Raw genomic sequence first — 19,436 nt, 5'->3', positions numbered from 1 at the left:
AGTCGCTGCTTAGTTGTGAGCGTGCAGCGCTTCGTTCAGTTCGATGGCCGACTTGTGGGTTTTGCACTCCACGGCACCGGTCTCGGAGTTACGGCGGAACAGCAGGTCCGGCTGGCCGGCCAGCTCACGCGCCTTGACCACTTTAACCAACTGGTTGCGCTCGTCGAGCAGGGCAACCTTGGTCCCGGCGGTGACATACAGGCCCGATTCCACGGTGTTGCGGTCGCCCAGCGGGATACCGATACCGGCGTTGGCGCCGATCAGGCAGCCTTCGCCGACCTTGATCACGATGTTGCCGCCACCCGACAGGGTGCCCATGGTGGAGCAACCGCCGCCCAGGTCCGAACCCTTGCCGACAAATACGCCGGCCGAGACGCGACCTTCGATCATGCCCGGGCCTTCGGTGCCGGCGTTGAAGTTGACGAAACCTTCGTGCATCACGGTGGTGCCTTCGCCCACATAGGCGCCCAGGCGGATACGCGCGGCGTCAGCGATACGCACGCCGCTGGGTACGACGTAATCGGTCATTTTCGGGAACTTGTCCACCGAGAACACTTCCAGCAGCTCGCCACGCAGGCGCGCTTCGAGTTGGCGTTCGGCCAGCTCATTGATGTCGATCGCGCCCTGGCTGGTCCAGGCCACGTTCGGCAGTTGCGCGAATACACCGGCCAGGCTCAGACCGTGGGGCTTGACCAGGCGGTGGGATAGCAGGTGCAGCTTGAGGTAGGCCTCAGGCGTGGAAGTCAGTGCGGCGTCTTCGGCCAGCAGGGTGGCGACCAGCGGGGTATGGCTTTCAGCCAGGCGGGTCAGCAGGGCTGCCTGGGTCGCGTCGACGCCTTTGAGCGCGTCAGCCAGTTGCAGGGCTTGGGCGACGGTGAAGGTGATCGCCTGGTTGCCTTCGCTGTAACCGAGGATCGGCGCGATGGCGGCGACGACTTCCGCCGACGGGTTGAGCACGGGTTGTGCGTAAAACACTTCCAGCCAAGCACCTTGGCGGTTCTGAGTGCCGACGCCGAAGCCCAGGCTGAACAGGGAATTGGACATGCTGTTACCTCTACAAAAATGGGATGGCCAGCCTACTTGAGGGCTGCCGAATAAGTATCTGGCTTGAAGCCAATCAGGGTTCTGTCTCCGAGATCAAGCACCGGGCGCTTGATCATCGAGGGTTGTGCGAGCATCAATTCAATGGCTTTCGACTGATCGAGATCGGCTTTGCGTTCGTCTTCGAGTTTGCGAAAGGTGGTGCCCGCACGGTTCAAAACCACCTGCCAACCGTGCTCGTTGCACCATTGGGTCAAGTGTTCGCGGTCGATACCGACGGTTTTGTAGTCATGGAACTCGTAGCTCACGCCGTGCTCGTCGAGCCAGGTGCGGGCTTTTTTCATGGTGTCGCAGGCTTTGATGCCGAAAAGGTGCAAGGTTTTACTTGATACGGTCAAGGAATTGCCCCCCTTTGGACCAATGAAGATGAAAGGTCTGGGATTATGCCACGACCAGCGGGTTTGGGTGCCGCTCGTCTCTAGCGTGGATTGCCCCGTGCGACTATTGTGCGAAAGCCATCGCACAGCATAGGCAGCTAATATGGCACTTCAATGGTGAGTTGTTGCCTGATGTGTGTCGTTGCAAGTCGATTGTCCGGGAAAACCGCGTTATGCAAACCGCCTACACCGTTCTTATCTTGCTGATGCTGGTCAGCGTTTCGCGTCTGGTCTGGCGAGTCATCCCACTGCCGTTACCGCTGGTGCAGATTGTCGCCGGGGCCTTGCTGGCCTGGCCCACGTTGGGGCTGCATGTCGCGCTGGACCCGGAGTTGTTTCTGTTTCTGTTCCTGCCGCCGCTGTTGTTCTCCGATGGCTGGCGCATGCCCAAGCGCGAACTGTGGCGCCTGCGCGGGCCGATTCTGACGTTGGCAGTGGGGCTGGTGCTGTTCACCGTGGTCGGCGCCGGCTACTTCATTCATTGGTTGTTGCCTTCGATTCCATTGCCGGTGGCCTTTGCCCTGGCGGCGGTGTTGTCGCCGACGGACGCCGTGGCGGTGTCGGCCATTTCCCAGAACCGTTTACCCACGCCGTTGATGCATATGCTCCAGGGCGAAGCCTTGATGAACGATGCCTCGGGCCTGGTGACCTTCAAGTTCGCCCTGGTGGCAGCCTTGACCGGGGTGTTTTCCCTGGCGGATGCCAGCCTGACCTTTGTACTGGTGGCCATCGGCGGTCTGGCGGTCGGGATCGCGTTGAGCTGGCTGGTGGGGCGCTTGCGTGTCTGGATGATTGCGCGAGGCTGGGACGACCCGGCCACCCACGTTGTGTTCATGTTGCTGCTGCCGTTCGCCGCCTATGTTCTGGCCGAACGCCTGGGCGCATCGGGGATTCTTTCGGCCGTGGCGGCGGGCATGATGCAAAGCTGGCTGGACCTGCTGCCCCGCCAGACCAGCACGCGCTTGCTCAATCGCAGTGTGTGGTCGCTGCTGGAGTTTGCCTTCAATGGCTTGATCTTCCTGCTGTTGGGGCTGCAACTGCCGGACATCATCAAGGCGGTGGTGAGTCATGAAACCACGCTGTGGCCGACCCTGCTGTATCGCTGCCTGGACGTGGTCGCGATCTTCCTGGTGTTGTTGGTATTACGCTTCATCTGGGTGCAAAGCATCTGGCGTCTGTCGGGCGTGCTCCGGCGCCTGCGTGGGAAAAGCGAGCTTACCCTGGTGCCGACGGCGCGTTCCTGCTGGCTGTTGACCGTGGGCGGTGTGCGCGGGGCGGTGACGTTGGCCGGTGTGATGTCGGTGCCCTTGCTGCTGGCGCCGGGCAAGGCGTTCCCGGAACGCGATCTGCTGATCTTTATCGCGGCCGGGGTGATCCTGCTGTCGCTCGTCGCTGCCTGTATTGCGTTGCCGCTGCTGCTGCGCGGCATTGAAAAAAGCCCCGATGAAAAACACCACAATGAAGTGCGCGAGGCGTGGAAAAAGACTGCCGTGGCGGCGATCCATGCGCTTGAGGTCGAAGAACCCAGCGAGAGCCCTCCCGCGGACGCCGCCCAGGCCGCACTGGCTACCGAGCTGAAGGCGCGACTGATGTCGGAATACCGGCATCAGTTGGACGTCTTCAACGACTCCGCCGAAGCCCAGGCGCTGGCGTCGCAGATGGACCAACTGGAGCGAAAGCTACGGCTCAAGGCGCTGCGGGCGCAGCGCTTGGAGTTGTATAGCCTGAGCCGTCATCACCGGATCGGGGATGACGTGTTGAGGGAGGTGTTGGACGATCTGGACATGAGTGAGGCGAACCTGGGGTCGCCGAAGTAGGCAATTGGGGGCCGCCGTGCCGCCGGCGCTGAGTGTGCAGTGTTTTAAACGGTGCAGTCTGAGTCGGCATCACGAAAGTGTGGATGACGGATCACGGCGGGTATGGGGACGAGACACTGGTTGATTCGTGCCAATTGCAGGAAAGTTCCCGGCGGTGTTGAGTGAATACGTGAGCCGATGTTTACCCCTGGGCCCGCTACGTCGGGTTGACCGTGGGGTACAGCATTCTGATCGTTTGCTTGTCGCCCGCAGAAAGGGTTGTGTTTTTAGGAATGGCCTGGCCGTTGCGCCTCAATGCTGCCGGAATTTCATAATGCATCACGGACTGTGGATCGTATGGGGTGATCTGCAGGCCGGGCCGGTTGTCTGGCTCAAGGATATGCTCGCGTACCATGGCTTCGTTGAAAGAGTCGCTGGTGTAGTAGTCATATACTTGGGGGCTGTCCCAATCCAGGCTGTTCTGCGGGTGTTGGTGCTCGTGCAGTAACCCGAGGGCGTGGCCGAATTCGTGCAGGGCCGTACTGCGCAACTTCTTCGAGTCGTCGGTCCGGTTGAGGTGCATCGTGGGTTGATCTTCATCGATGCGCTTGGCCTCTGTGCCAATGGCGGACCAATTGCCCTTGAGCCCTTCATCGTCAGAAATACGAATATCGCCCGTCTTGCCTTCGACGATATTGAAGCGCAGGGCCGGCGTGTGGTGGGCCCATTCGCGGATAGCGTCCACCACCAGCGCTTTGCTTTTTTCGCTGCTCAGGTCGAGCGCAACGGTGACCACGCCGGCCGGCCAGCGCTTGTCGCTGTCGGCGATGCCTCTTTTGGTTCGCCCGGCGGATTCGGGAGGGGAGGTGCGGTTATCCGGGAGCGGCTCATAAGCGGGGGGAGGGGCGAGCGACGGGGTGATTAGGCTCATAGGCATTACTCGTAGGAAGTTTGCCTATTGGTGGTGAGCGAGTGAACAAGGTTCCCGCACTGTGCGACACAGTGCGGGATGTGGCGAGGTTACTTCCTGCGTTGAATGAAATCGCGAATGCGCTCAGCCGCTTCCACGCACTCCGCCAGTGGTGCAACCAATGCCATGCGAACGCGCCCGGCGCCTGGGTTGACGCCGTCCACCTCCCGCGACAGGTATGAGCCGGGTACTACGGTCACGTGTTCTTGCACAAACAGATCGCGACAGAAGGCGGCGTCGTCACCCTCTACATTCGGCCACAGGTAGAAACCACCATCGGGTGCTTGTACGTCCAGCACCGGCTTGAGGATCGCCAGTACGGCGTCGAATTTTTCCCGATACAGGTCGCGGTTGGCCTGGACGTGGGCTTCGTCCTGCCAGGCGGCGATGCTTGCCAGTTGGGTTTGCACGGGCATCGCGCAGCCGTGGTAGGTGCGGTACAGCAGGAAGGCCTTGAGGATGTCGGCGTCGCCGGCCACGAAGCCGGAACGCAGGCCCGGCAGGTTGGAGCGCTTGGACAGGCTGTGGAACACCACGCAGCGTTTGAAGTCCTGGCGGCCGAGTTCGACGCAGGCGCTCAACAGGCCCGGCGGCGGGCTTTGTTCGTCGAAGTACAGCTCGCTGTAGCACTCGTCGGCGGCAATCACGAAGTCGTATTCGTCGGCCAGGGCGATGAGCTTTTTCAGGGTGTCGACCGGGATCAGCGCGCCGGTCGGGTTGCCGGGGGAGCACAGGAACAGGATCTGGCAGCGCTTCCAGACGTCTGGCGACACGGCGTCGAAATCCGGGTTGAAGCCATTGGCGTCCAGGCACGGCAGGTAGTGCGGCTTGGCGCCGGCCAGGAACGCGGCGCCTTCATAGATCTGGTAGAACGGGTTCGGGCTTACCACCAGCGCGTCGTCACTGCGATTGACCACGGCTTGGGTGAAGGCGAACAGTGCCTCGCGGGTGCCGTTGACCGGCAGGATGTTACGCGCCGGGTCCAGCCAGCCCTTGGGTACATTGAAGCGGCGTTCGCACCAGGCTGCGATGGCCTCGCGCAGCGCCGCAATGCCCAGGGTGGTCGGGTACACCGCCATCTGGTCGAGGTTATTGCTCAACGCCTCAGCGACGAAGGTCGGCGATTTATGCTTGGGCTCGCCGATGGACAGCGCGATCGGACGTTTGTCCGGGTTCGGCGTGACGCTGCCGAGCAGGGCGCGCAATTTTTCGAACGGGTAGGGCTGCAGCTGGTTCAGGGCGTTGTTCATCGGTGGATCTCGTGCAAGGCGTTAAAAACTGGGCGGGTATCAAATCGTCAGGCGCGTCAGCTCGACCCCGGGCTCCTGGTGAACGCTCAACTGCTGGACGATTGCATCCTGCAGGCGGCGGCATAGTTCGGGGTCGGACAGCGGCTGGTTGTCGGCGTCGGTAATGAAGAACACGTCTTCCACGCGCTCGCCGAGGGTCGCAATCTTGGCGTTCTGCAACGACAGGTCGAACTCCAGGAAAATCCCGCCGATCCGCGCCAGCAGGCCCGGGCGATCCGGCGCGCTGAGTTCCAGCACGGTTACCGGGCGCTGGGCGTCGTTGGAAATGGTCACCTGGGGCGCAAACGCAAAATGCTTGAGCTGGCGTGGCACGCGGCGCTGGATGATGGTCGGGTAGTCGTCCGGGTTGCGCAAGGCTTCGGTCAGGCCTTCGCGGATCTTTTTCACCCGCGCCGGGTTATCGCCGATGGACTCGCCCTCGGTGTCGAGCACGATGTAGGTGTCGAGGGTGAACTGGCTGCTGGAGGTGATGACCCGGGCGTCGTGGATGTTCAGGTTGAGCTGGTCCATGGCCGCTACGGTCACGGCGAAGAAGTCGTGCTGGTCGGGCGCGTAGATGAAGATCTGCGTGCCGCCTTCGAACTCGCGTTGGGTCGTCTCTTTGATCAGCACCAGCGGGCCGCCATCGGCCGGTTGCTGCAGGATTGCATCGCTGTGCCAGGCCACGTCGCCGGCGGTGTGGCGCAGGAAGTAATCGTCGCCCAGTTGCGACCACAATTGTTCGACGTCGTCCGGGTCGTTGCCGCCGCGCACCAGGATATCCAGGGCCGCGCTTTGGGTGCGGCGGATCTGTTCTTCGCGGTCCACCGGGTTTTCCAGGCCCCGGCGCAGGGCGCGCTTGGTCTCGGTGTACAGCTGGCGCAACAGGCTCGCGCGCCAGGAGTTCCAGAGGGTCGGGTTGGTGGCATTGATATCGGAAACCGTCAGCACATACAGGTAGTCGAGACGGGTTTCATCGCCGACGATCCCGGCGAAGTCGTGGATCACCTGCGGGTCGGACAGGTCCTTGCGCTGGGCGGTCGTCGACATCACCAGATGGTTCTGCACCAGCCAGACAATCAGGCGGCTGTCCCACAACGGCAACTGGTGACGCTGGCAGAACGCCTCGGCATCGACTGCACCGACTTCCGAGTGATCGCCGTGGCGGCCTTTGCCGATGTCGTGGTACAGGCCGGCCAGGTAGATCAGTTCGGGTTTGGGCAGCTTGGCCATCAGCTTACTGGCCAGCGGGAATTTCTCTGACACCTGGGTGTACTGCAGCTTACGCAGGTGCTTGATCAGGTTCAGGGTGTGGGCGTCCACGGTGTAGATATGGAACAGGTCGTGCTGCATCTGCCCGACGATAAAACCGAACTCCGGCAGGTAACGCCCAAGGATGCCGTAGCGGTTCATCCGCCGCAGGTTGCGGTGGATGCCGATCTTGCACTTGAACAGCTCGATGAACAGGCTGGTGTTGCGGATGTCATTGCGAAAGTCATCGTCGATCAGGTGACGGTTTTCTCGCAGCAGGCGAATCGTGTCGGCGCGCACGCCTTTGATTTCCGGCTGCTGGGCCATCAGCACGAAAATTTCCAGCATGGCAAACGGCGTGCGGCGGAACACGTTGTCGTTGCGCGCCTCGATATAGCCGTCGTGCAGCTGGAAACGCGGGTTGATCGGCTGCGGCGGCGCTTCGTCTTCCGGGGCCAGGATCACTTCTTCGAAGTGCTGGATGATCAGGTCGCTGAGCTGGGCGATGCTCATGACCACCCGGTAGTACTGCTGCATGAAACTTTCGATGCTGGTCTTCGCGTCTTCGCCCTCGAAACCCAGCAGGGTGGCGATGGAGCGCTGATGGTCGAACAGCAGGCGGTCTTCGGCGCGCCCGGCGAGCATGTGCAGGGCGTAGCGCACTTTCCAGAGGAATTCCTGGGACGAGGCGAGCAGGGCGTTTTCGCTTTCCACCAGAAAGCCTTCACCGGCCAGGGCGCGCAGGTTCAGGGTGCCGTACTGGCGACGGGCGACCCACAAAATCGTCTGGATATCGCGCAAGCCCCCGGGGGAGCCTTTGACGTTGGGTTCCAGGTTGTATTCGGTGTCGTTGTACTTGTGGTGCCGGGCTTTCTGCTCGGCGCGCTTGGCCAGGAAGAACTCCTTGCTCGGCCACATGTGCGCGGTGCTGGTGACTTCGAGCATGCGTTGGCGCAGACGCTCGGGGCCGGCGATGGTGCGGCTTTCCATCAGGTTGGTGATGACGGTGAGGTCGGCGCGGGCTTCTTCGCCGCATTCGGCCACCGAGCGCACGCTCTGGCCGACTTCCAGGCCGATGTCCCACAGCAGCGTCAGAAAACGCTCGATGGAATCGCGAAAGATCTCATGGTCGGCGCTGTCCAGCAGGATCAGCAGGTCGATGTCCGAGTAGGGGTGCAGCTCGCCGCGACCGTAGCCGCCGACCGCCACCAGGGCGATATCGGCGTCTTCGCTCCAGTTGAACTGTTCCCAGGCCTTTTGCAGGATGTTATCGACGAACCAGGCGCGGTCCTCGATCAGCCGACGGATGTCCCGGCCGCTGCGAAAGCGCTCGTCGAGCACCTCGCGGGCCTGGCGGATAGCCTTCTTGAAGGCGGCGATAGGGCTGGCCTTCAGCGCCAGTTCGGCCTGGAACTGGCCACGGTCGAAGAGTTCGGGATCCACCTGGGGCATCGTTCGGCTTTCCTTTCTATCTATCAGTCAGTCACAACACAGTCTGGGAAAACCAGGGCAGCCGTTACGCCGAGATGCGTGGGATGGTGTCGTCCGCGCGCAGGGTGAAGATCTCGTAGCCGGTGTCGGTGACCAGCAGGGTGTGTTCCCACTGGGCGGAGAGCTTGCGGTCCTTGGTGATGGCGGTCCAGCCGTCGCCCAGCACCTTGGTGTCGGCCTTGCCCTGGTTGATCATCGGCTCGATGGTAAAGGTCATGCCGGCTTTGAGTTCCATGCCGGTGCCGGCGCGGCCGTAGTGCAGGATCTGCGGCTCTTCGTGGAACACCTTGCCGATGCCGTGGCCGCAGAACTCACGGACCACCGAGAAGCCGTTCTTTTCAGCATGCTTCTGGATCACTTCACCGATATCGCCCAGGCGGCAGCCGGGTTTGACGATTTCAATGGCCTTGTACATGCATTCCTGGGTCACCTGGGACAGGCGCTCGGCCCAGACCGGCACGGTGCCGACATGGAACATGCGGCTGGTATCGCCGTGGTAGCCGTCTTTGATGACGGTGACGTCGATGTTCAGGGTGTCGCCGTCTTTCAGCGGTTTGTCGCCGGGAATCCCGTGGCAGACCACGTGGTTGATCGAGGTGCAGATCGACTTGGGGAAGCCCTTGTAGTTCAGCGGGGCAGGGATAGCTTTTTGCACGTCGACTATATAGTCGTGGCAAATGCGGTCCAGCGTTTCGGTGGTGACGCCGGGCTTGACGTGTTCGGCAATCATTTCCAGCACGTCGGCCGCCAGTTTGCCGGCAACGCGCATGCCGGCAATGTCTTCGGCGGTTTTCAAGGTAACGGTCATACAGGCTCTCTCTCTAGCGCGAGGCGCTGAAATCAATACGGTTTACGGGTGTGCGACAAAAGGTTGCAGAATTCGCACAAGCCCTGAAAAACGCGATTCTACCAGACGCGGGCGGCAAACCATGAGCGTCTGGCCATCGGTTATCTCTATAAGGTGGGGCTATAGTGGCGCGATTCAAAGGGTTGCGCAAAAGTCGTTGGCGGCAAATGTGATTGCGGGTTTCGTTTTTTTCCTTCGTGTGGTATAAAATGCGCCGCTTTCCGGGGATACCCCGCGAAGCTTAAATCCACACACGTGTCGACACGATGACCTGGGTGCCGGAGGCCTTGATGCCGCTGGTTGGTCATTGGGATACGTGGAGGCCAAACCCGACTTATTAAGGAACTATCATGTCCCAAGTCAACATGCGCGATATGCTGAAGGCCGGTGTGCACTTCGGTCACCAGACCCGTTACTGGAACCCGAAAATGGGTAAATACATTTTCGGCGCGCGTAACAAGATCCACATCATCAACCTTGAAAAAACCCTGCCAATGTTCAACGAAGCTCTGACTTTCGTAGAGCGTCTCGCCCAGGGCAAAAACAAGATTCTGTTCGTCGGCACCAAGCGTTCCGCTGGCAAGATCGTTGCTGAAGAAGCAGCACGTTGCGGTTCGCCGTACGTCGATCACCGCTGGTTGGGCGGCATGCTCACCAACTTCAAAACCATCCGTGCTTCCATCAAGCGTCTGCGTGACCTTGAAGTGCAAGCCGAAGACGGTACTTTCGCCAAGCTGACCAAGAAAGAGGCGCTGATGCGTACTCGCGACCTGGAAAAGCTCGATCGTTCCCTGGGTGGTATCAAGGACATGGGCGGTCTGCCTGACGCACTGTTCGTTATCGACGTTGATCACGAGCGCATTGCGATCACCGAAGCCAACAAGCTGGGCATCCCTGTTATCGGCGTAGTCGATACCAACAGCAGCCCAGAAGGCGTTGACTACATCATCCCAGGCAACGATGACGCCATCCGCGCTATCCAGCTGTACATGGGTTCGATGGCTGACGCTGTCATTCGCGGTCGCAACCACGTTGCTGGTGGTACCGAGCAGTTCGCTGAAGAAGCTCCGGTAGCCGCAGCTGAGTAATTGACGCCCTGGCGTTGACTCAGTAAGCAAAAAGGGGGCTTGGCCCCCTTTTTGCCCCCTCGAAAACCATTTGTCGGCAGCGCAGCTACAACATCTGTAACGTGCAGCGGCCTACAAGGGTGATTCGGGAAGAATTGATCGCCCGTTTGATCGGGTGGAATGGTTGAAAACCTATCCAAGAGGATTTTGAAATGGCAGAGATTACTGCAGCGTTGGTTAAAGAACTGCGTGAGCGTACCGGCGAAGGCATGATGGATTGCAAAAAGGCCTTGACCAAGGCTGGCGGCGACATCGAAAAAGCCATTGATGACATGCGTGCTTCGGGCGCCATCAAGGCTGCCAAGAAAGCAGGCAACGTTGCTGCTGAAGGCGCTATCGCGCTGAAGGAAGACGGTAAATCCGCAGTTCTGCTGGAAGTGAACTCGCAGACCGACTTCCTGGCTCTGCAGGACGACTTCAAGGCATTTGTTGCTGCCAGCATTGAGAAAGCGTTCGCTGACAAGCTGACTGACGCCGCTCCGCTGATCGCCGCTCAAGAAGCTGATCGCCTGGTACTGGTCGGCAAGGTTGGCGAAAACGTCAACATCCGTCGCCTGGCTCGTGTTGAAGGTGATGTTGTCGGTGGTTACCTGCACGGCAACAAGATCGGCGTTGTGGTTGCCCTTAAAGGCGGCAGCGTTGAGCTGGCCAAAGACATCGCTATGCACGTAGCGGCCAGCAACCCTGAATTCCTGCTGCCATCGGAAGTGTCCGCTGAAGCCATCGAACGCGAAAAAGCCGTGTTCCTGAGCCTCAACGCTGACAAGATCGCGGGCAAGCCAGAAAACATCGTTGAAAACATGATCAAAGGCCGTATCAGCAAGTTCCTGGCTGAAGCGAGCCTGGTTGAGCAGGCGTTCGTCAAGAACCCTGAAGTCAAGGTTGGCGAACTGGCCAAGAAAGCCGGTGCTGAAATCGTTTCCTTCACTTACTACAAAGTAGGCGAAGGCATCGAGAAGCCGGTCGACAACTTCGCTGAAGAAGTTGCTGCCCAGCTGGCTGCCGCCAAGCAATAAGACGGTTTTCAACTGTCGCCCGAAAGAGGCTGCCCGCTCACGCGCGCAGCCTCTTTTCAAATGGGAAGGCTAATTTTATTTGGCTTCCCTTCGGAACTGGCTTACAAAGCCGTGTTCCGATGGCGCTGTGATAGCGTCCAGCTAGAGTGAACGCAAGCCGTAAACGGCTCGCCAAGAATTTTTTAAAATACGCCGCAGGAGAGATTCGCAATGGCTCAGCAGGGCAGTGGTTATCAGGCTCGCTATAAACGCATTCTACTCAAGCTCAGCGGCGAGGCCCTGATGGGCTCGGAAGAGTTCGGGATCGATCCCAAGGTACTCGACCGCATGGCGCTGGAAGTTGGCCAATTGGTCGGCATCGGCGTGCAGGTCGGCCTGGTGATTGGCGGTGGCAACCTGTTCCGCGGTGCCGCACTGAGTGCGGCGGGCATGGACCGGGTCACCGGTGACCACATGGGCATGCTGGCCACTGTGATGAACGCCCTGGCCATGCGCGATGCCCTGGAGCGCGCCAACATCTCGGCGATCGTGATGTCGGCTATTTCCATGGTAGGCGTGACCGATCACTATGACCGTCGCAAAGCCATGCGCCACCTGAACGCCAAGGAAGTGGTCATCTTCGCCGCCGGTACCGGCAACCCGTTCTTCACCACCGACTCGGCCGCATGCCTGCGTGCGATTGAAATCGATGCTGACGTCGTGTTGAAAGCGACCAAAGTCGACGGCGTATACACTGCAGATCCATTCAAAGACCCGCATGCCGAGAAGTTCGATCATCTGACCTACGATGAAGTGCTGGATCGCAAGCTGGGCGTGATGGACCTGACGGCAATTTGCCTGTGCCGCGACCACAAGATGCCGCTGCGCGTATTTAACATGAACAAGCCCGGCGCCCTGCTGAACATCGTACACGGCGGCGCGGAAGGCACTCTGATCGAGGAAGGCCAACAATGATCAACGAAATCAAGAAAGACGCCCAAGCGCGTATGCACAAATCCCTGGAGTCTCTGGCCCATGCATTCGGCCAGATTCGTACAGGCAAGGCGCACCCCAGCATTCTGGGGAGCGTGATGGTGCCGTACTACGGTGCGGACACCTCCATCACCCAAGTGGCCAATATCACCGTAAAAGACTCGCGCACCCTGCAAGTCGTCGCCTTCGAGCGCAACATGCTCGCGGCGGTCGACAAGGCGATCCAGAGCGCCGGCCTGAACCTCAACCCGACCAACCTGGGCGAGTTGCTGCTGATTTCCATGCCAGCCCTGACTGAAGAAACCCGCAAGGGCTTCACCAAGCAGGCGCGCAGCGCAGCAGAAGATGCACGTGTTGCCGTGCGCAACATCCGTCGCGATGCCCTGGGCGAGCTGAAGAAGCTGGTCAAGGACAAGGAAATCAGCGAAGACGAAGAGCGTCGTGCGGCGGCTGATATCCAGAAGCTGACCGACAAGGCCGAAGCTGATATCGATGCGGCCACCAAGCAAAAAGAAGCGGACTTGATGGCCGTATAAGGGTCAGGGCGCTTTCATGGAAAAGACCAAGCAGACTGTGCCCTCCGTGGTGCCGCGCCATGTCGCGATCATCATGGATGGTAATAATCGCTGGGCGAAAAAACGCTTCCTGCCTGGCGTCGCCGGGCACAAAGCGGGTGTCGATGCGGTACGGGCAGTGATCGAGGTGTGCGCCGAGGCCAAGGTCGAAGTGTTGACCTTGTTCGCGTTTTCCAGTGAAAACTGGCAGCGCCCGGCCGAGGAAGTCAGTGCCTTGATGGATCTGTTCTTCAGGGCTCTGCGTCGTGAGGCCAAGCGCCTCAACGACAACAACATCACGCTGCGCATCATTGGTGATCGCTCGCGGTTCCACCCGGAGCTGCAAGCGGCCATGCGTGAGGCCGAAGCCATTACCGCCGGCAGTAACCGTTTTGTGCTGCAGATTGCCGCCAACTACGGTGGCCAGTGGGACATCGCCCAGGCTGCGCAACGGCTTGCCCGTGAAGTGCAGGCCGGCCACCTGCAGCCGGACGAGATCACGCCCGAACTGTTGCAGACCTGCCTGGTTACCGGCGACCTGCCGCTGCCGGACTTGTGCATCCGTACCGGTGGCGAGCACCGCATCAGTAATTTCCTGTTGTGGCAGTTGGCCTATACCGAGCTGTATTTCTCCGACCTGTTCTGGCCGGACTTCAAACACGATGCCATGCGTAAAGCGCTGGCCGATTTCGCTTCCCGTCAGCGTCGCTTCGGTAAAACGAGCGAGCAGATCGAAGCTGGAGCCCGGGTTTAATGCTTAAACAACGAATCATCACTGCACTGATCCTGCTGCCGATTGCCTTGTGTGGCTTTTTTCTGCTCGACGGATCCGGCTTTGCGCTGTTCATCGGCCTGGTCGTGACGCTCGGTGCCTGGGAATGGGCGCGTCTGGCCGGCTTCAGTGCGCAGTTGCCGCGGGTGGTGTATGCCGCCATCGTGGCGCTGTTGCTGTTCCTGATGTACATCCTCCCCGATCTCGCTCCTTGGGTGTTGGGTGCGGCGGTGCTGTGGTGGGCGTTGGCGACCTTCCTGGTGTTGACTTATCCGCGCACCAGCAGCCAGTGGTCCAGTGTTGCCTGCAAGCTGGTGATCGGCTTGTTGATTCTGCTGCCGGCGTGGCAAGGGCTGGTGGAGATCAAGCGTTTTCCGATCGGCAATGAGTTGATCCTGGCGGTGATGGTGTTGGTCTGGGGTGCCGATATCGGTGCCTACTTCTCCGGTCGGGCCTTCGGCAAGCGCAAGCTGGCGCCGGCGGTCAGCCCGGGCAAGAGCTGGGAGGGCGTGTACGGCGGCCTGGCCTTGACCTTGGTGATCACGCTCGTGGTCGGTGTTGTGCGTGGCTGGTCGGTGAAAGAGCTGTGCCTGGCCTTGCTGGGCGCGGCCATCGTCGTATTGATCTCGGTCGTGGGCGACCTCACCGAGAGCATGTTCAAGCGCCAGGCCGGGATCAAGGACAGCAGTAATCTGTTGCCGGGCCATGGCGGCGTGCTGGACCGTATCGACAGTCTGACCGCTGCGATCCCGATCTTTGCCGTGCTGTTGTGGATGGCTGCGTCGTGAGCCGCCTGCAACAGGTCACCGTGCTGGGTGCGACCGGCTCGGTAGGGTTGAGCGCCCTGGATGTGATCGCGCGCCACCCGGAACGCTATCAAGTTTTCGCATTGACCGGCTTCTCTCGCCTGACTGAGCTGCTGGCGCTGTGCGTGCGCCATGCGCCACGTTTTGCCGTCGTGCCTGGGGTCGCTGCCGCGCGAGGCTTGCAGGATGACCTGCGCGCCGCCGGCCTGGCCACTCAGGTGCTGGTGGGCGAGGAAGGGTTGTGCCAGGTGTCGGCCGATGCCGAGGTGGATGCCGTGGTGGCGGCCATCGTCGGCGCCGCTGGCTTGCGCCCGACCCTGGCTGCCGTCGATGCGGGCAAGAAGATCCTGCTGGCTAATAAAGAAGCGTTGGTCATGTCCGGCACGCTCTTTATGCAGGCGGTGCGCAAGAGCGGGGCGGTATTGCTGCCGCTCGACAGTGAGCACAACGCGATTTTCCAGTGCATGCCCGGCGATTTTGCCCGCGGCCTGAGCCAGGTCGGTGTACGCCGGATTTTGCTGACAGCATCCGGTGGACCTTTTCGCAAAACTCCGCTGGCGGACCTGGAGCATGTGTCTCCGGATCAGGCGTGCGCCCATCCGAACTGGTCCATGGGGCGCAAGATCTCGGTGGATTCGGCCAGCATGATGAACAAGGGCCTGGAGTTGATCGAGGCCTGCTGGTTGTTCGATGCGCGGCCCGATCAGGTCGAGGTGGTGATTCATCCGCAAAGTGTGATTCATTCCCTGGTCGACTATGTGGATGGCTCGGTGCTGGCGCAGTTGGGTAACCCCGACATGCGGACGCCGATCGCCAATGCCCTGGCCTGGCCTGAGCGGATCGATTCTGGTGTTGCACCGTTGGACCTGTTCGCGATTGCACGCCTGGACTTCGAGGCACCGGACGAGCAGCGCTTTCCATGCCTGCGCCTGGCGCGGCAAGCTGCGGAGGCGGGCAACAGCGCGCCAGCGATGCTCAATGCGGCTAACGAGGTGGCGGTGGCGGCGTTTCTCGAACAGCGCATCCGCTTTCCGCAGATCGCGAGTATCATCGAGGATGTTCTGAGTCTTGAGCCCGTGGTGGCTGTGAATGATCTGGGGGCAGTGTTCGAGGCGGATGCCAAGGCCCGTGCCCTGGCCGAACAATGGTTGAACCGCAACGCGCGTTAGTCTTTGGGCGTGTTTGCGTCTTCAGGCACTGGATTGGAATGCGGAGAAATTAGATGAGTGCGCTTTACATGATTGTCGGCACCCTGGTTGCTCTGGGTGTGCTGGTTACCTTCCACGAATTCGGCCACTTCTGGGTGGCGCGTCGTTGCGGCGTCAAGGTACTGCGCTTTTCCGTTGGTTTCGGCATGCCGTTGCTGCGTTGGCACGACCGCCGTGGCACCGAGTTCGTGATCGCGGCCATCCCCTTGGGCGGCTACGTCAAGATGCTCGATGAGCGCGAAGGCGAAGTGCCGGCGGATCAACTGGATCAGTCCTTCAATCGCAAGACCGTTCGTCAGCGCATCGCTATCGTCGCCGCCGGCCCGATCGCCAATTTCCTGTTGGCCATGGTGTTCTTCTGGTTCCTGGCCATGCTCGGCAGCGAACAGATACGTCCGGTGATCGGCGCGGTTGAAGCGGACAGCATGGCGGCGAAGGCGGGATTGGTCGCCGGGCAGGAAATTGTTTCCATTGATGGCGAACCAACCACCGGTTGGGGCGCGGTCAATTTGCAGTTGGTACGTCGCCTGGGCGAAAGCGGCACCGTCAAGGTGGTGGTGCGCGAGCAGGATTCTTCCGCCGAGACCCCGCGTGAACTGGCCCTCGACCATTGGCTCAAGGGGGCCGATGAGCCGGACCCGATCAAGTCCCTGGGTATTCGCCCATGGCGCCCGGCCTTGCCGCCGGTGCTCGCCGAGCTCGACCCGAAAGGCCCGGCCCAGGCCGCAGGTCTGAAAACCGGCGACCGCCTGCTGGCCCTCGATGGCCAGGCGCTGGGCGACTGGCAGCAAGTGGTCGACCTGGTGCGTGTACGGCCTGATACCAAAATTGTGCTGAAAGTTGAGCGCGATGGTGCTCAAATCGACGTCCCCGTGACCCTGGCGGTTCGCGGGGAGGCCAAGGCGGCCGGGGGTTACCTCGGTGCCGGCGTGAAAAGCCCGGAGTGGCCGCCGTCGATGATGCGCGAGGTCAGTTTCGGGCCGTTGGCGGCAATTGGCGAGGGTGCGAAACGCACTTGGACCATGAGCGTGCTGACTCTCGAATCGCTCAAGAAAATGTTGTTCGGCGAGCTCTCGGTAAAAAACTTGAGTGGGCCGATAACCATTGCTAAAGTGGCGGGCGCTTCTGCCCAGTCGGGTGTCGCGGATTTCCTGAATTTCCTGGCTTATCTGAGTATTAGCCTTGGGGTTCTGAATTTGTTGCCCATTCCAGTATTGGATGGGGGGCATCTGTTGTTTTATCTGGTCGAGTGGGTGCGTGGTCGCCCCTTGTCGGATCGGGTGCAGGGTTGGGGGATACAGATCGGTATCAGTTTGGTGGTCGGGGTGATGTTGTTAGCCTTGGTCAACGATCTGGGACGACTGTAACGCTTCGCTGAATTGCGAATCTGCCGCATTTTGCGGCAGTTTGTTTATTGCCAGTTGGAATAAGAAAGGACTTCATGAAACGTCTGCTGCTAACTGCGGTTCTCACCGTATTGATGATCGCCGAAGTTCACGCCGAGTCCTTCACTATCTCCGATATTCGCGTCAACGGCCTCCAGCGGGTTTCCGCGGGTAGCGTCTTTGGTGCCTTGCCGTTGAACGTCGGGGAACAGGCTGATGACCGTCGCCTGGTGGAATCCACTCGTGCGCTGTTCAAAACCGGGTTCTTTCAAGATATCCAACTGGGTCGCGAAGGTAACGTCCTGGTCATCACCGTCGTCGAGCGACCTTCCGTCGCCAGTATCGAGATCGAGGGTAACAAGGCGATCTCCACTGAAGACCTGATGAAGGGCCTCAAGCAATCCGGCCTGGCCGAGGGCGAGATCTTCCAGCGCGCCACCCTCGAGGGTGTGCGTAACGAGCTGCAACGCCAGTACGTTGCCCAGGGCCGCTACTCCGCGACCGTGGAAACGGAAGTGGTCCCGCAGCCTCGTAACCGTGTCGGCCTCAAGGTCAACATCAACGAAGGCACCGTGGCGGCCATTCAGCACATCAACGTGGTGGGCAACACCAAGTTCCCTGATGAAGACCTGATCGGCCTGTTCGAACTCAAGACCACCAACTGGCTGTCGTTCTTCAAGAACGACGACAAGTACGCCCGTGAAAAACTCTCCGGTGACCTGGAGCGCTTGCGTTCCTACTACCTGGACCGTGGCTATATCAACATGGATATCGCTTCGACCCAGGTGTCCATCACCCCTGACAAGAAGCACGTGTACATCACCGTCAACGTCAACGAGGGTGAGAAGTACAAGGTCCGCGACGTCAAGCTCAGCGGCGACTTGAAAGTGCCTGAAGACCAGGTCAAGGCCCTGTTGCTGGTGCAGAAAGACCAGGTGTTCTCGCGCAAGCTGATGACCACCACGTCCGAACTGATCACCCGTCGCCTGGGTAACGAAGGCTATACCTTCGCCAACGTCAACGGCGTGCCGACCCCGCACGATGACGACCACACCGTGGACATCACCTTCGTGGTCGACCCGGGCAAGCGTGCCTACGTGAACCGCATCAACTTCCGTGGCAACACCAAGTCTGCGGACGAAGTGCTGCGTCGTGAAATGCGTCAGATGGAAGGTGGCTGGGCGTCGACCTACCTGATCGACCAGTCCAAGACCCGTCTTGAACGTCTGGGCTTCTTCAAGGAAGTCAACGTCGAAACCCCAGCCGTACCGGGTGTGGACGACCAGGTTGACGTGAACTACGCCGTTGAAGAACAAGCCTCGGGCTCGATCACCGCCAGCGTCGGTTTCGCACAGAGTGCCGGCCTGATCCTCGGTGGTTCGATCACCCAGAACAACTTCCTCGGTACTGGTAACAAGGTTTCCATCGGCCTGACCCGCAGCGAATACCAGAGCCGCTATAACTTCGGTTATGTCGACCCCTACTGGACCGCTGACGGTGTGAGCCTGGGCTACAACGCCTTCTATCGCACCACCGACTACAAAGACCTCGACGTTAACGTTGCCAGCTATGCGATCGACAGCCTGGGTGCCGGCGTCAACATCGGTTACCCGATCAGTGAGACCTCGCGTCTGACCTTCGGCCTGACCGCGCAGCAGGATGAGATCAAGACCGGTGTGTACACCGTGGATGAGATCTTCGACTTCACCCGTCGCGAAGGCGACAAGTTCCTGAACTTCAAGGCGTCTGCCGGCTGGTCCGAGTCGACCCTGAACAAAGGCGTACTGGCCACCCGCGGTCACTCCCAGAGCGTGACCCTGGAAGCCACCACGCCGGGCAGCGACCTGTCGTTCTTCAAGCTCGACTACCGTGGCCAGCTGTTCCAGCCTTTGAGCGACAACTACACCATGCGCCTGCACACTGAACTGGGCTATGGCGACGGTTATGGTTCGACCAACGGCTTGCCGTTCTATGAGAACTACTATGCAGGTGGTTTCAACTCGGTTCGCGGCTTCAAGGACAGCACCTTGGGTCCTCGTGGTACCCCTAGCCGTGGCGCTGGCGTGACCGGTAACACCGGTACCGTGGCGGATACGGACACTAGCGCACTGCCATTCGGTGGTAACGTGCTGATCCAGGGTGGTGCCGAGATCCTGTTCCCACTGCCGTTCGTGAAAGATCAGCGGTCCCTGCGTACTTCGGTTTTCTGGGATGTGGGTAACGTATTCGACTCCAAGTGCGATCAGGTCACTAACCCGACTGGCGTGAAGTCCAATACCCAGTGTAACGAAGTAAGCCTCAGCAACCTGGCGAGCTCCGTAGGTGTTGGCGTGACGTGGGTGACTGCGCTTGGTCCGTTGAGCTTTGCTCTGGCTATGCCAGTCAAGAAACCGGATAACGCTGAAACCCAGATTTTCCAATTCTCCCTCGGCCAGACGTTCTAAGCGTCTGACCCAAGATAACGACAACGGATC

Annotated in this window: 16 protein-coding genes; 10 read left to right on the top strand and 6 right to left on the bottom strand. The window is 60.2% G+C overall.

What is annotated here, in order from left to right; all coding sequences use genetic code 11:
- Positions 1–9 precede the first annotated feature (9 nt).
- Together dapD and C5F70_RS17935 are read right to left on the bottom strand one after the other, a co-directional pair.
- Positions 10–1,044 carry a 2,3,4,5-tetrahydropyridine-2,6-dicarboxylate N-succinyltransferase gene (gene dapD / locus C5F70_RS17940; RefSeq protein ID WP_046490174.1) on the bottom strand — a complete coding sequence of 345 codons (1,035 nt, stop codon included), beginning with the start codon at positions 1,042–1,044 and terminating at the stop codon, positions 10–12.
- A gap of 32 nt (positions 1,045–1,076) precedes the next feature.
- Positions 1,077–1,385, bottom strand: a complete 309-nt coding sequence (locus C5F70_RS17935; RefSeq protein ID WP_231590048.1) for an arsenate reductase — start codon at positions 1,383–1,385, stop codon at positions 1,077–1,079.
- 266 nt (positions 1,386–1,651) lie between these two features.
- On the opposite strand from C5F70_RS17935, the gene C5F70_RS17930 reads away from it, so the two are divergent.
- Complete coding sequence (locus C5F70_RS17930) at positions 1,652–3,295, top strand: Na+/H+ antiporter (protein WP_104903811.1); 1,644 nt, start codon at positions 1,652–1,654, stop codon at positions 3,293–3,295.
- A gap of 196 nt (positions 3,296–3,491) precedes the next feature.
- Here C5F70_RS17930 and C5F70_RS17925 read toward each other — a convergent pair whose 3' ends face one another.
- From C5F70_RS17925 to map, 4 genes are all read right to left on the bottom strand, one after another.
- Positions 3,492–4,205 (bottom strand): M12 family metallopeptidase, encoded by a 714-nt coding sequence (locus tag C5F70_RS17925; RefSeq protein ID WP_104903810.1) that lies wholly within the window; start codon positions 4,203–4,205, stop codon positions 3,492–3,494.
- Between the two features lie 89 nt (positions 4,206–4,294).
- A complete protein-coding gene (dapC, locus tag C5F70_RS17920; protein ID WP_046490180.1) occupies positions 4,295–5,494 on the bottom strand; it encodes a succinyldiaminopimelate transaminase in 1,200 nt (399 codons plus the stop codon).
- Positions 5,495–5,533: 39 nt separating this feature from the next.
- Positions 5,534–8,236 carry a [protein-PII] uridylyltransferase gene (locus C5F70_RS17915; protein WP_017844738.1) on the bottom strand — a complete coding sequence of 901 codons (2,703 nt, stop codon included), beginning with the start codon at positions 8,234–8,236 and terminating at the stop codon, positions 5,534–5,536.
- Between the two features lie 64 nt (positions 8,237–8,300).
- Positions 8,301–9,083 carry a type I methionyl aminopeptidase gene (gene map / locus C5F70_RS17910; RefSeq protein ID WP_017844739.1) on the bottom strand — a complete coding sequence of 261 codons (783 nt, stop codon included), beginning with the start codon at positions 9,081–9,083 and terminating at the stop codon, positions 8,301–8,303.
- 389 nt (positions 9,084–9,472) lie between these two features.
- On the opposite strand from map, the gene rpsB reads away from it, so the two are divergent.
- The 9 genes from rpsB (at position 9,473) to bamA (ending at position 19,406) form a co-directional block, all read left to right on the top strand.
- The gene (gene rpsB / locus C5F70_RS17905; protein WP_017844740.1) at positions 9,473–10,210 is read left to right on the top strand and encodes a 30S ribosomal protein S2; all 738 of its coding nucleotides are present in this window, start codon (positions 9,473–9,475) and stop codon (positions 10,208–10,210) included.
- Positions 10,211–10,401: 191 nt separating this feature from the next.
- Positions 10,402–11,265, top strand: coding sequence for a translation elongation factor Ts (tsf, locus tag C5F70_RS17900; RefSeq protein WP_017844741.1), 864 nt, complete (start codon positions 10,402–10,404; stop codon positions 11,263–11,265).
- 210 nt (positions 11,266–11,475) lie between these two features.
- On the top strand, positions 11,476–12,219 hold the full coding sequence (pyrH, locus tag C5F70_RS17895) for a UMP kinase (protein WP_003172271.1): 744 nt from the start codon (positions 11,476–11,478) through the stop codon (positions 12,217–12,219).
- Positions 12,216–12,773 (top strand): ribosome recycling factor, encoded by a 558-nt coding sequence (gene frr, locus C5F70_RS17890; protein WP_046384466.1) that lies wholly within the window; start codon positions 12,216–12,218, stop codon positions 12,771–12,773. The genes pyrH and frr overlap by 4 nt, the downstream gene beginning before the upstream one ends.
- 16 nt (positions 12,774–12,789) lie before the next feature.
- The gene (uppS, locus tag C5F70_RS17885) at positions 12,790–13,545 is read left to right on the top strand and encodes a polyprenyl diphosphate synthase (protein ID WP_017844743.1); all 756 of its coding nucleotides are present in this window, start codon (positions 12,790–12,792) and stop codon (positions 13,543–13,545) included.
- Positions 13,545–14,351 carry a phosphatidate cytidylyltransferase gene (locus C5F70_RS17880; RefSeq protein WP_017844744.1) on the top strand — a complete coding sequence of 269 codons (807 nt, stop codon included), beginning with the start codon at positions 13,545–13,547 and terminating at the stop codon, positions 14,349–14,351. Before uppS ends, C5F70_RS17880 begins: the two co-directional genes overlap by 1 nt.
- Positions 14,348–15,538: a 1-deoxy-D-xylulose-5-phosphate reductoisomerase gene (gene ispC, locus C5F70_RS17875; RefSeq protein ID WP_017844745.1), complete on the top strand. Its 1,191-nt coding sequence runs from the start codon at positions 14,348–14,350 to the stop codon at positions 15,536–15,538. The genes C5F70_RS17880 and ispC overlap by 4 nt, the downstream gene beginning before the upstream one ends.
- A gap of 53 nt (positions 15,539–15,591) precedes the next feature.
- A complete protein-coding gene (gene rseP, locus C5F70_RS17870; protein ID WP_017844746.1) occupies positions 15,592–16,944 on the top strand; it encodes a sigma E protease regulator RseP in 1,353 nt (450 codons plus the stop codon).
- A gap of 74 nt (positions 16,945–17,018) precedes the next feature.
- Entirely contained in the window at positions 17,019–19,406 is a 2,388-nt protein-coding gene (bamA, locus tag C5F70_RS17865; protein WP_017844747.1) for an outer membrane protein assembly factor BamA, read from the top strand.
- Positions 19,407–19,436: the final 30 nt, after the last annotated feature.

This window comes from Pseudomonas sp. LH1G9, from assembly GCF_002949975.1.
GTDB classification, from domain to species: domain Bacteria; phylum Pseudomonadota; class Gammaproteobacteria; order Pseudomonadales; family Pseudomonadaceae; genus Aquipseudomonas; species Aquipseudomonas veronii.
This window is presented reverse-complemented; position numbering and strand designations above follow the sequence as displayed.

What these genes read in the sequence shown, in the direction of transcription:
- dapD (WP_046490174.1), bottom strand. Translation starts at nt 1,044, where the DNA reads ATGTCCAATTCCCTGTTCAGCCTGGGCTTCGGCGTCGGCACTCAGAAC.
- C5F70_RS17935 (WP_231590048.1), bottom strand. Translation starts at nt 1,385, where the DNA reads ATGAAAAAAGCCCGCACCTGGCTCGACGAGCACGGCGTGAGCTACGAG.
- C5F70_RS17930 (WP_104903811.1), top strand. Translation starts at nt 1,652, where the DNA reads ATGCAAACCGCCTACACCGTTCTTATCTTGCTGATGCTGGTCAGCGTT.
- C5F70_RS17925 (WP_104903810.1), bottom strand. Translation starts at nt 4,205, where the DNA reads ATGAGCCTAATCACCCCGTCGCTCGCCCCTCCCCCCGCTTATGAGCCG.
- dapC (WP_046490180.1), bottom strand. Translation starts at nt 5,494, where the DNA reads ATGAACAACGCCCTGAACCAGCTGCAGCCCTACCCGTTCGAAAAATTG.
- C5F70_RS17915 (WP_017844738.1), bottom strand. Translation starts at nt 8,236, where the DNA reads ATGCCCCAGGTGGATCCCGAACTCTTCGACCGTGGCCAGTTCCAGGCC.
- map (WP_017844739.1), bottom strand. Translation starts at nt 9,083, where the DNA reads ATGACCGTTACCTTGAAAACCGCCGAAGACATTGCCGGCATGCGCGTT.
- rpsB (WP_017844740.1), top strand. Translation starts at nt 9,473, where the DNA reads ATGTCCCAAGTCAACATGCGCGATATGCTGAAGGCCGGTGTGCACTTC.
- tsf (WP_017844741.1), top strand. Translation starts at nt 10,402, where the DNA reads ATGGCAGAGATTACTGCAGCGTTGGTTAAAGAACTGCGTGAGCGTACC.
- pyrH (WP_003172271.1), top strand. Translation starts at nt 11,476, where the DNA reads ATGGCTCAGCAGGGCAGTGGTTATCAGGCTCGCTATAAACGCATTCTA.
- frr (WP_046384466.1), top strand. Translation starts at nt 12,216, where the DNA reads ATGATCAACGAAATCAAGAAAGACGCCCAAGCGCGTATGCACAAATCC.
- uppS (WP_017844743.1), top strand. Translation starts at nt 12,790, where the DNA reads ATGGAAAAGACCAAGCAGACTGTGCCCTCCGTGGTGCCGCGCCATGTC.
- C5F70_RS17880 (WP_017844744.1), top strand. Translation starts at nt 13,545, where the DNA reads ATGCTTAAACAACGAATCATCACTGCACTGATCCTGCTGCCGATTGCC.
- rseP (WP_017844746.1), top strand. Translation starts at nt 15,592, where the DNA reads ATGAGTGCGCTTTACATGATTGTCGGCACCCTGGTTGCTCTGGGTGTG.
- bamA (WP_017844747.1), top strand. Translation starts at nt 17,019, where the DNA reads ATGAAACGTCTGCTGCTAACTGCGGTTCTCACCGTATTGATGATCGCC.